The sequence below is a fragment of the Rahnella sp. Larv3_ips genome (assembly GCF_003697865.1).
GTDB lineage: Bacteria > Pseudomonadota > Gammaproteobacteria > Enterobacterales > Enterobacteriaceae > Rahnella > Rahnella rivi.
Genome location: NZ_MJIB01000021.1, coordinates 670,455 through 681,241 on the forward strand (window position 1 = coordinate 670,455; position 10,787 = coordinate 681,241).

Sequence of the window (10,787 nt, forward strand, 5' to 3'; positions counted from 1 at the left end):
GAACGTGAGGAAAGCCCGTTCAGCCGACCGGGCTTTGTATTTCAGGGAGTAACATTACTTAACCTTGCGGGCGTTATCTGCTTTCCATTCTTCGTATGTCGCTTCAAGGATCCACAGACAGGTTGCTCCTTTGTCTGTTTCCAGCAGGGCCAGCCTGGTTCGCTGATAAAAGGTCTCTATCTCAGCCGATTGTTTGTTAATAGGTCCCATGCAAACAAGGTCTGTCCCAACGAGATGAGGCCAATCCTGAGAATCCAGCACGACCAGAGCCTTCAGCGCGCCTTCAGTGTTACTCGATAGTGCAGACGATAACGCGTCTTCGAGCGCTTGCGACTGCTGCACGTTCGCAACTTTGGCGAGTTCGGGGGCTTTATCGAGCCAGGGTTGTTCTCCGGCAGCAATTCCCGCCACAGCGTCGGGCCAGTTGATGGTGGCAGCCATTGGGCTAGCCGCCATAACTGACAGCAAAATCAGCAGGATTAACCGCCTCATCTGACGACCTCCAGCGTCCCGCCTACGCTAATTATCCGCCAGCGTGTCGCAGGGGACATTATGATGCAACCTTCCGAGGCGTATCCCGCTGGCTTGTTCACGCGTTCGCCATGAATACGGAAGGCGGAGCGTCCAAAGGAATCCCCAGAAGTCTGCTCCAGAATAATGGTGGCGGGGCCTTTTGAACGAGAATGGCCCGCGATGCGATAAGTCCCACGAGGGAGCGGCCCCATCCCTTTAACCTGCTGGCGGTCAGGGTTGTTTTTATTAGTCAGGCTACCGGAGTAACCGGCCTCGACCAGTTCGCTGCCATAGTACAACCTGCCTGTGCTTTGCTCGTATTTCCATGCCATAGGTAATAATCCCTTATGCCGTTGCGCGGTCGTTCCAGCTGTCTGAGTGGATGATATTGCCATCCACATAACGCCAGGTGATTTTTTCGTAAACAAGCTCAATCATTTCAAGATGATTTCTAGCTTCTCCGTACTGGGATTTGACGTCATACATCATCGGCCCGACCGTTACGACCATTACGTCCTCCATCATTGCGCTGAAGTATTCCACTTCCTGACCAGCGTCATTAATGCGATAAAATTTAACCTCAGCGGATTTCAACTTCTGGCCTGTGGTCACGGCCTTGTATAGATAGGGGCTGGAAGCGTCGATCTCTTTGCTGAAAAGATAAGGGGCGTGTTCGCGGGTCGCTGTAGCCTTTCCCGTTGCGTTATCGGTTTGAATACTGACGCCGTGATTCAGGCCGAGGATCTCGATACTGCCTTCACGGCCCGCAACGTCGACAGAGCCGCGAATATCTGCGCCGCCGTCGTCTTTGAGCCATAGATAAGCTGGAATAGCCATAGTTTTAAACTCCATTTTAAAGAGAGAGCCAGCGCGAAACATGCTGGCTAACCTGCTGCTCTCGCAGTGAAATTAAACTATCCCTAAGTCAAATTTTCGTCAATTTTTGTACAGCCTGAAAACTCTGTAACGGGGTGGGGGTTATTGATTTAAATAAATAAAGGCCGGAATAATCCGGCCTTTGTTGTATAAAATTTTGACTAAAAGTTATTTTAATAAAATCTAAACAATCGAGTTAAAGGTCAATAACGGCTAGATCTGATTTATCCCCTCAGCATTTACTAATGAACGACGCCTGAGCCCGCTTACTCGATTTTTTTACCTTCCATCAGGCGCTGCACCAGCGGCGCCATAATCAGCTCCATTGCCAGCCCCATTTTGCCGCCCGGCACCACCAGCGTTTTAATTTGCGAGATAAACGAGCCCTGGATCATCGCCAGCAGGTAAGGGAAATCGATGTCATCCAGCCCCTGGAAGTGGATCACCACAAAACTTTCATCCAGTGAAGGGATGGCTTTTGCGGCAAACGGGTTGGAGGTGTCGATGGTCGGCACACGCTGAAAGTTAATGTGGGTGCGGGAAAACTGCGGGGTGATGTAGTTGATGTAGTCATCCATCGAGCGCACGACCGAATCCATCACCGCCTCACGGGAATGCCCGCGCTCGCCGGTATCGCGCACCAGTTTCTGGATCCACTCAAGGTTGACGATAGGCACCACGCCGACCAGCAAATCGACCTGCGCGGCGACGTCAATTTTGTCCGCCACCACACCGCCGTGCAGACCTTCATAAAATAAAATGTCCGTCGGTTCCGGCAGCGCCTGCCATGGCGTAAAGGTGCCCGGCACCTGATTGTAGGGAACGGCTTCGTCATAAGTATGCAGATATTTACGAGAACGCCCGGTGCCGGTATTACCGTATTCAATGAAGCTTTTTTCCAGTAAGCCGAAGTCATTGGCCTCCGGCCCGAAATAGCTGATATGACGCCCGAGATCGCGCGCCTTGCGGATGGCTGCGTCCATTTCAGGGCGGGTGAAATGATGGAAACTGTCGCCTTCCAGCTCAGCCGCGCGCAGGCCAAGTTGTTGGAAAATCTTACGAAATGCCACGCTGGTGGTGGTGGTGCCCGCACCGCTCGAACCGGTGACTGCAATAACAGGGTGTTTGGCTGACATATTGCGCTGTTCTCCGTAAAGGTGATGCTGGCAGGCGCGACGCGGCCCTTTCTGTGATCGAAGACCTGGCGTCATCGCTGCGCATAATTACGCCTATTGTTACCATATTTATTCGGGAAGTGACAGGCGACGACCGGTTATTTCAGCCACCCGCAACCGGCATTTTTTCCATGATTTCTCAGGTCGTCTTTATCCATCAAATGCCCGGTTACGACGGCAAAATCATCATTTTTAAGATAGGGTACGCGCGCCGTTGGCAGGTTTCGAACAGCCGCTGGCAGCCCTGGCGGCGAAGCCTGAGGTGTGTCCTCAGCAGTGAAAATCCGGTGTGTATGATCGTTGTGAAAAAGAGGGCAGTTCAGGAAGAAAGCAGGGAAAGGAATAAGAAAACCCCGGTGCAGGCCGGGGATCTCTGAACAAGCGGGATGCGGAAAACTACTTTTTTACCGTCTTCAACGCTGCGACGCAGCGGTCGACCACGCCGTCAAACTTATGATCAATATTGACGCGTAAGACATCCGGTTCGTCTTCGCCCGGTTCTTCGAGCGCGTCGAACTGGCTTCTCAGTAAATCAGTCGGCATGAAGTGTCCGGCGCGGGCTTTCAGGCGGTCGGCGATCACGTCGAAACTGCCTTTCATGTAGATGAATACCATCCCTTCGTTGTCTTTACGCAGCGCGTCGCGATAGCGGCGTTTCAGGGCGGAACAGACAATCACGCCTGTTTCGTTTTTATGGCGCAGGCTGTAGGCGGCGTCATTTAAGCGTAATAACCACGGTGCACGATCGTCGTCGTTCAGTGGCGTGCCGCTGGCCATTTTTTGAATGTTGGCGCGGGGATGAAGATCATCACCGTCGATGAATTTCGCGTTGATTTCACGGGCCAGTGCCGCGCCGACGGTGGATTTACCGCTGCCTGACACGCCCATCAGAATGATGCTTTGTCCTGCCATAAGTATGATCTCTATCCCAAAATGAAAATTTTGACTGCGTAGTGAGTCCTAATATTAGCATGTTACCGGTATCATGATACCGGTAACAAATGGAGATGTGACTAATATCACAAAGGAATGCACTGCTGTTTTAGCGGTCGCGGTCTGTACCCGTTGCACTGTTAATTCCTACAACATGTTGAAAATTAAAATCAATGCGTCGCTCGTTGGGTTTCTGCGCCAGAGCGACAGCATGAGGGGAAGAATATGCCACTAGTTATTGTAGCGGTGGGCGTCGCACTGCTGTTATTACTGATGATCCGCTTTAAGCTCAACGGCTTCATCGCACTGATTCTGGTCGCGCTGGCTGTGGGTATCATGCAAGGCATGCCGGTCGATAAAGTCATCACCTCCATTAAAAACGGGGTGGGCGGCACGCTCGGCAGTCTGGCGCTGATCATGGGCTTTGGTGCCATGCTCGGTAAAATGCTGGCCGACTGCGGGGGCGCACAACGGATTGCCACCACGCTTATCGAAAAATTTGGCCGTGAACACATTCAGTGGGCGATCGTACTGACCGGTTTTATCGTCGGTTTTGCGTTGTTCTATGAAGTGGGCTTTGTTCTTATGTTGCCACTGGTCTTCACCGTGGCGGCAGCGGCGCGTCTGCCACTGCTGTACGTCGGTGTGCCGATGGCGGCAGCGTTGTCAGTGACCCACGGTTTCCTGCCTCCGCACCCGGGGCCGACGGCTATCGCGACTATTTTCCACGCCGATATGGGAAAAACGCTGTTGTACGGTTCACTGCTGGCCGTGCCGACGGTGATTCTGGCCGGACCGGTGTATGCCCGCTTCCTGAAAGGCATCGACAAACCTGTGCCGGAAGGCCTCTTCAACCCGAAAACGTTTACTGAAGAAGAAATGCCGAGCTTCGGCGTCAGCGTCGCGACTTCTCTGGTGCCCGTGATTTTGATGGCGTTTCGCGCAGTCTGCGAAATGATTTTGCCGAAAGGGCATCCGGTGCTGGCTTACGCGGAGTTCTTCGGTGATCCGGTAATGGCGACGCTGATTGCTGTGCTGATCGCAATCTTCACCTTCGGCCTGAATCGTGGCCGCAAGATGGAAGATGTGATGGAAACCGTCAGCGATTCCATCAAAATTATTGCGATGATGCTGTTGATTATCGGCGGTGGCGGTGCGTTCAAACAGGTACTGGTCGACAGTGGTATTGAGAAATATATCGCTGCGATGATGGATGGCAGCACGCTGTCACCTATCCTGCTGGCCTGGTCAATTGCAGCGGTTCTGCGTATTGCGCTCGGGTCTGCCACGGTGGCAGCAATCACGGCTGGCGGTATCGCCGCACCGCTCATCGCTACCACCGGCGTCAGCCCTGAACTGATGGTTATCGCCGTCGGTTCCGGCAGCGTAATTTTCTCGCACGTTAACGATCCGGGTTTCTGGCTGTTCAAGGAGTATTTCAACCTGAGCATCGTCGAAACCTTCAAATCCTGGTCCGTGCTGGAAACCATCATTTCCCTGTGCGGCCTGGGCGGATGTTTGCTGCTCTCGATGGTGGTGTAACGGTAAAAACCGTCATAAAAAAGGCGAGCCAGTTGGCTCGCCTTTTTGTTTGTGACGAGAAAAACCTCGCGTTGAACTCTTACCCTGTGAGAGTATTATCCCGCCATCTTGAGTCAGGGAATGAGTCATATGGAATATCTGGAGTTTATTGAAACCCCAACGTTTAGCCGTACATGCAAAGAACTCCTGACTGAGGAGGAATATCGCCTGTTTCAGGAATACCTTACACATTATCCCGATGCAGGGGCGTTAATTGTCGGTACGGGGGGATGCAGAAAAATCCGCTGGGGTAATCAGGGGCGTGGGAAGCGTGCGGGTGTGCGGGCGATTTATTATTATCTATGCGCTGATGGTCAGATTTTCATGCTGCTGGTGTATCCGAAGAGTGAGAAGGACTCCCTCACGGAAAACGAGAAATCGATGTTGAAAAGCATTGTACAAAGTCTGTCGTGACACAGGAGATAGACCATGAAGAGTGAATTGTTTGAAGAGTTAAGGCAATCCGCTGAAGAGATGGCTGCGATTCGCAGAGGCGAGATGGCACCTGCAAATATCACGCGTGTTGCGATGCCTGAAGTAAAACAAATTCGCACCAAAGCGGGTGTTAAACAGGATGAATTTGCGCGGTTGCTTGGCGTGTCTCCTTCACTGGTTCAGGCGTGGGAGCAACAAAAACGTTTGCCCAATGGCGCAGCACTTAAATTATTGAAAATGCTGGAACTGAACCCGCAAATTATCCAGACGCTTAAAACGATTTGACACAGATAACGAAAAGGCGAGCCAGTTGGCTCGCCTTTTTTGTTTCTTCTTTCCGTTAAATCTTCAAATACGTCCTGATGCCATCGAGGAACATCTGCGTGGAGAGCATGACCAGAATCAGGCCCATCAGGCGTTCGAGGGCGCTGACGCCTTTATCACCCAGCAGGCGCAGGAACAAATTCGACAGCAGGAGGATGGCCATTGACAGTCCCCATGCAATAAACAGGGCGAGCGTCAGGTGGCTCATCTGGTTCGGATACTGGTGTGAAAGCAGCATCAGCGTGGCAAGGATCGACGGACCGGCAACCAGCGGGATAGCCATCGGGACGAGGAAAGGTTCTTCACCGGCTGACAGGCCCGTACTGCTTTTTTCTTCAGAAGGGAAAATCATTTTGATGGCGATCAGGAACAGAATGATACCGCCGGAAATCGACACGGTTTCAGTACGTAAATTCAGGAACGACAGGATTTTTTCCCCGGCGAACAGGAAAATCAGCATCAGCAGCAGGGCGATCAGCATTTCGCGGATCAGTACGACGCGGCGGCGTTTCGGGTCGAGATGTTTTAACACCGACATGAAAATCGGTAAATTGCCCAATGGATCCATAATCAGAAACAGCAAAATTGTTGCTGAAATCATTTCGGTCATGACTACCTCAGATGAAAGTTCGGCTTTTGAAAACGCCTGTTATAAGTTGTGCTGCTATTAAACGCTGCACTATTGATTAAATTCACTTGCCACTTCTGGTGCATTTTGTAAGGTGGTAGACCCGCGCGTTAACGGGGCAGAGTGCATGAAAACAAGCACTGTCTTAGTGCAAACGCGCGTTCAAGCCGTTTTAAGCAGTTATCACCCTCAGGGCAGGACAGATATTATGAAAAATGTAGGTTTCGTTGGCTGGCGCGGGATGGTCGGTTCTGTACTCATGCAACGCATGATTGAAGAACGCGATTTCGACGCTATCCGTCCGGTATTCTTTTCGACCTCTCAGCATGGCCAGGCCGCTCCAGACTTTACGGGCCAGAGTGGCACCTTACAGGATGCCTATGATCTGGATGCACTGAGCGCGCTGGACATTATTATCACCTGTCAGGGCGGCGATTATACCAATGAAATCTATCCTAAGCTGCGTGAAATCGGTTGGTCCGGCTACTGGATCGACGCAGCATCCTCTCTGAGAATGAAGGATGACGCGATAATCATCCTCGACCCGGTGAACAGCGCGGTGATCCACCAGGGCATCGACAAAGGCATCAAAACCTTTGTGGGCGGTAACTGTACCGTCAGCCTGATGCTGATGTCTCTCGGCGGCCTGTTTGCCAATGACCTGATCGAGTGGGCTTCGGTTGCCACTTATCAGGCGGCATCCGGCGGTGGTGCGCGCCACATGCGTGAACTGCTGACCCAAATGGGCATGCTGCACAACAGCGTGGCGAAAGAGCTGGAAAATCCGGCGTCTGCCATTCTGGATATCGAACGTAAAGTCACCGCGCTGACCCGCAGTGGCACGCTGCCAACCGATAACTTCGGTGTTCCGCTGGCGGGCGGTCTGATCCCGTGGATCGACAAACAGCTGGATAACGGCCAGACCAAAGAAGAGTGGAAAGGTCAGGCAGAAACCAACAAAATTCTCGGCACCTCAAGCATCATTCCGGTGGACGGCTTGTGTGTCCGTATCGGCGCGTTGCGCTGCCACAGCCAGGCATTCACGCTGAAGCTGAAAAAAGACGTGTCGATCCCTGAGATTGAGCAAATGCTGGCGACGCACAACGACTGGGTTCGCGTGATCCCAAATGACCGTGAACTGTCGATGCGTGAACTGACCCCTGCGGCGGTTACGGGCACCATGAACACCCCGGTTGGACGTCTGCGTAAACTGAATATGGGCCCGCAATACCTGTCTGCGTTTACCGTCGGCGACCAGTTGTTGTGGGGCGCGGCAGAGCCTTTACGCCGTATGCTGCGTATTTTGCTCTAACAGGCCTGTATGTTGAAAACTGTCTTGTTTTCATCTTTATGATTTACCCACGGGATGCCAGCACGGTGTCCCGTTTTTATTCCAGTCATCAACCACTTCACCGTTTATCCGCATTTTGCCAGCGCATCTCTCTGTATTTCATTTTGAGCAAAATTCCTCGGTTTCTTCCCACTGATTTATTCAACCTTTGTCTATGCTTAGTAGAAGAGCTCTGCCTCTTTGAGAAGCTGAAACAGACACTTATTTAGAAAGTGTGAGCAAACGCGTTATCGCGCACTATTTGGCAAAACTGAAACCAGATGAGATCACAAAGCCACGATAAAAAGGGGAGCAAACTGGGGTTACGTTTCGTATTTGGCACCTGAATGATTTTATTGGATTTATTGATTTAATTAATCATAGGACGAAATTCATGTCTGTACTTCCCGATCAGCACGTCATTAATCAAATTATATCGGGTCACTACGCTGATCCTTTTTCTCTGCTGGGAATGCACACCGTGGCCGCCGGACTGGAAGTGCGTGCGCTGCTTCCGGATGCCGATCAGGTTTGGGTGATTGATGCAGATAAAGGTAAAAAAGTTGTTGAACTGCGCCGTACCGACGAGCGTGGTTTTTTTGTCGGGCTGATGCCACGCCGTAAAAATGCTTTCCGCTATCAGCTGGAAGTACGCTGGGGCGAAAACACCCAGGTGATTGACGACCCTTACCGGTTTGGCACGCTGTTGCAGGAGCTGGATATCTGGCTGCTGTCCGAAGGCAAGCACCTGCGTCCTTACGAAAAGCTCGGCGCACATCCGCAAACGCTCGATAACGTTGCGGGCGTCAGTTTTGCCGTCTGGGCACCCAACGCCCAGCGTATTTCGGTGGTGGGTGAATTCAATTTCTGGGATGGCCGCCGTCATCCGATGCGTCAGCGCCGCGAAAACGGCATCTGGGAATTGTTTATCCCGGCCGTCCACGAAGGCCAGCTGTATAAATTCGAAATTATCGACTGTCGCGGGCACGTCACCCTGCGCGCTGACCCTTATGCTTTTGAGGCGCAGATGCGCCCGGACACCGCTTCCTGTGTGCGTAAACTGCCGGACGTCGTGCCGTTTTCGGAAAGCAGAAAGAAAGCCAATGCGCTGAATCAGCCTGTCTCAGTGTACGAAGTGCATCTGGGATCCTGGCGTCGTCACACTGACGATAACTTTTGGCTGAGCTACGGCGAGCTGGCGGAACAATTGGTGTCCTACGCCAAATGGATGGGTTTTACGCATATCGAACTGATGCCGGTTAACGAACATCCGTTCGATGGCAGCTGGGGCTATCAGCCGCTCGGCATGTATGCGCCCACCCGCCGTTTCGGCACGCCGATGGATTTCAAAGCGCTGGTCGAGGCGGCCCACAACGCCGGGCTGAACGTCATTCTTGACTGGGTGCCGGGGCATTTCCCGAGTGATTCCCATGGTCTGGCGGAATTTGACGGCACTGCGCTGTACGAATACGCCGATCCGCGTGAAGGCTATCATCAGGACTGGAATACGCTGATTTATAACTATGGCCGCCATGAAGTACGTAACTACCTGGCGGGAAATGGTTTTTACTGGATCGAACGTTTTGGTATTGATGGTCTGCGCGTCGATGCCGTGGCCTCCATGATCTACCGCGATTACAGCCGCAAAGCCGGTGAATGGATCCCCAACCATTACGGCGGGCGCGAGAATCTTGAAGCCATTGCCTTCCTGAAATACACCAACCAGACCATTGGCCGCGAACTGGGCGGTGCCGTGACGCTGGCAGAAGAATCCACGGATTATCCGGGCGTCACTATGCCGCCGGATGCCAACGGGCTGGGGTTCCACTACAAATGGAACATGGGCTGGATGAACGACTCGCTGAAGTACATGCAGCTCGATCCGGTTCACCGCAAATATCACCACAATCTCATGACGTTCGGCGTGCTTTACGCCTACAGCGAGAATTTCATTCTGCCGCTGTCGCACGATGAAGTTGTTCACGGTAAAAAATCCCTGATCGACAAAATGCCCGGCGACGCGTGGCAGAAATTTGCCAACCTGCGCGCCTATTACGGCTTTATGTGGGCGCATCCCGGCAAAAAGCTGCTGTTTATGGGCTGCGAATTTGCGCAGGGGCGCGAATGGAACTTTAACGCCAGTCTCGACTGGCATCTGCTGGACAATCCTGACGGCTGGCACCGCGGCGTACAGCATCTGGTGCGGGATCTGAACCTGACTTACAAGGCCAATGCGCCGCTGTACGAGCTGGATTTCAATCCGCGTGGTTTTGAATGGCTGGTGGTTGACGATCATGAGAACTCGATCTTTGCGTTTGCCCGCCGCGATGAAAACGCCGGTGAAGTGATTGTCATCAGCAACTTCACGCCGGTGCCGCGCTATGACTACCGCATTGGCATCAGCCGTCCGGGCGTGTACCGCGAAATACTGAACACCGATTCGCATTTCTACCACGGCAGCAACGTCGGCAATGCCGGCGATGTTCACAGTGAAAACATCAGTCAGCATCAGCGCGAACATTCTTTGAGCGTCACCATCCCGCCGCTGGCGACGATTTATTTGCGAAGGGAGCCGTAATGAAGCAGCTCGAGCCCGGTCAGCCCGCGCCCTTTGGTGCGCATCTCAGAGATAACGGCGTCAATTTTTGCCTGTTCTCCGCGCATGCGGAAAAAGTGGAGTTATGTCTTTTTGATGAGACGGGCAGCGAGCAGCATCTGCCGCTGACTTCGCGCACCGGCAATCTCTGGCACGGCTTTTTGCCGGGTGCGAAAGCCGGGCAGCGCTACGGTTACCGGATTTACGGGCCCTTTGATCCGCTACACGGCCATCGTTTTAACCCGAAAAAAGTGCTGATCGACCCCAGCGCACGGGCCATTGACGGCGTGCTGCTCGACAACGCGCGGTTCACCGGCGGTATTGATGCGCCGGACGACCGCGACAGCGCCGTTGTGGCGCCAAAATCCGTTGTCGTTGCCGGAAACTTTGACTGGG

The 10,787-nt window shown here is 52.8% G+C and carries 12 protein-coding genes and 1 pseudogene; 7 read left to right on the forward strand and 6 right to left on the reverse strand.

Translation table 11 applies throughout. The features are described from left to right. Positions 1 to 54 precede the first annotated feature (54 nt). The 4 genes from ED901_RS22560 to ED901_RS22575 all read right to left on the reverse strand — a co-directional run bounded on the left by ED901_RS22560 (position 55) and on the right by ED901_RS22575 (position 2,525). A complete protein-coding gene (locus ED901_RS22560) occupies positions 55 to 441 on the reverse strand; it encodes a hypothetical protein (RefSeq protein ID WP_240993999.1) in 387 nt (128 codons plus the stop codon). Positions 442 to 488: 47 nt separating this feature from the next. Further along, positions 489 to 845, reverse strand: coding sequence for a tlde1 domain-containing protein (locus ED901_RS22565; RefSeq protein WP_122097316.1), 357 nt, complete (start codon positions 843 to 845; stop codon positions 489 to 491). Between the two features lie 13 nt (positions 846 to 858). Continuing rightward, on the reverse strand, positions 859 to 1,350 hold the full coding sequence (locus tag ED901_RS22570; RefSeq protein ID WP_122097587.1) for an Hcp family type VI secretion system effector: 492 nt from the start codon (positions 1,348 to 1,350) through the stop codon (positions 859 to 861). A 305-nt stretch (positions 1,351 to 1,655) separates the two neighbouring features. Next, positions 1,656 to 2,525, reverse strand: a complete 870-nt coding sequence (locus ED901_RS22575; protein ID WP_056775274.1) for a phosphoribulokinase — start codon at positions 2,523 to 2,525, stop codon at positions 1,656 to 1,658. Positions 2,526 to 2,578: 53 nt separating this feature from the next. Here ED901_RS22575 and ED901_RS22580 point away from each other — a divergent pair, with 53 nt between their 5' ends. Beyond that, positions 2,579 to 2,941, forward strand: a complete 363-nt coding sequence (locus ED901_RS22580; RefSeq protein WP_122097317.1) for a hypothetical protein — start codon at positions 2,579 to 2,581, stop codon at positions 2,939 to 2,941. A 19-nt stretch (positions 2,942 to 2,960) separates the two neighbouring features. Here the strand turns inward: ED901_RS22580 and ED901_RS22585 are convergent, their stop codons facing one another. Continuing rightward, a complete protein-coding gene (locus tag ED901_RS22585; RefSeq protein WP_056775267.1) occupies positions 2,961 to 3,476 on the reverse strand; it encodes a gluconokinase in 516 nt (171 codons plus the stop codon). A gap of 246 nt (positions 3,477 to 3,722) precedes the next feature. Here ED901_RS22585 and gntT point away from each other — a divergent pair, with 246 nt between their 5' ends. From gntT to nadS, 3 genes are all read left to right on the forward strand, one after another. After that, positions 3,723 to 5,039 (forward strand): gluconate transporter, encoded by a 1,317-nt coding sequence (gene gntT, locus ED901_RS22590; RefSeq protein ID WP_056775264.1) that lies wholly within the window; start codon positions 3,723 to 3,725, stop codon positions 5,037 to 5,039. A 129-nt stretch (positions 5,040 to 5,168) separates the two neighbouring features. Further along, the gene (locus ED901_RS22595) at positions 5,169 to 5,492 is read left to right on the forward strand and encodes a type II toxin-antitoxin system RelE/ParE family toxin (RefSeq protein WP_122097318.1); all 324 of its coding nucleotides are present in this window, start codon (positions 5,169 to 5,171) and stop codon (positions 5,490 to 5,492) included. Between the two features lie 15 nt (positions 5,493 to 5,507). Further along, positions 5,508 to 5,798 (forward strand): NadS family protein, encoded by a 291-nt coding sequence (nadS, locus tag ED901_RS22600; RefSeq protein WP_056775261.1) that lies wholly within the window; start codon positions 5,508 to 5,510, stop codon positions 5,796 to 5,798. A 55-nt stretch (positions 5,799 to 5,853) separates the two neighbouring features. Here nadS and ED901_RS22605 read toward each other — a convergent pair whose 3' ends face one another. Beyond that, positions 5,854 to 6,447, reverse strand: a complete 594-nt coding sequence (locus ED901_RS22605; RefSeq protein ID WP_162997921.1) for a YhgN family NAAT transporter — start codon at positions 6,445 to 6,447, stop codon at positions 5,854 to 5,856. Between the two features lie 226 nt (positions 6,448 to 6,673). Between ED901_RS22605 and asd the strand changes: the two genes are divergently transcribed. The 3 genes and pseudogenes from asd to ED901_RS25515 form a co-directional block, all read left to right on the forward strand. Further along, positions 6,674 to 7,777: an aspartate-semialdehyde dehydrogenase gene (gene asd / locus ED901_RS22610; protein ID WP_056775255.1), complete on the forward strand. Its 1,104-nt coding sequence runs from the start codon at positions 6,674 to 6,676 to the stop codon at positions 7,775 to 7,777. 412 nt (positions 7,778 to 8,189) lie between these two features. After that, positions 8,190 to 10,373 carry a 1,4-alpha-glucan branching enzyme gene (glgB, locus tag ED901_RS22615; protein WP_122097319.1) on the forward strand — a complete coding sequence of 728 codons (2,184 nt, stop codon included), beginning with the start codon at positions 8,190 to 8,192 and terminating at the stop codon, positions 10,371 to 10,373. After that, positions 10,373 to 10,787: pseudogene (locus ED901_RS25515) on the forward strand (glycogen debranching enzyme); the annotation flags it as partial. The gene glgB and the pseudogene ED901_RS25515, both read left to right, overlap by 1 nt.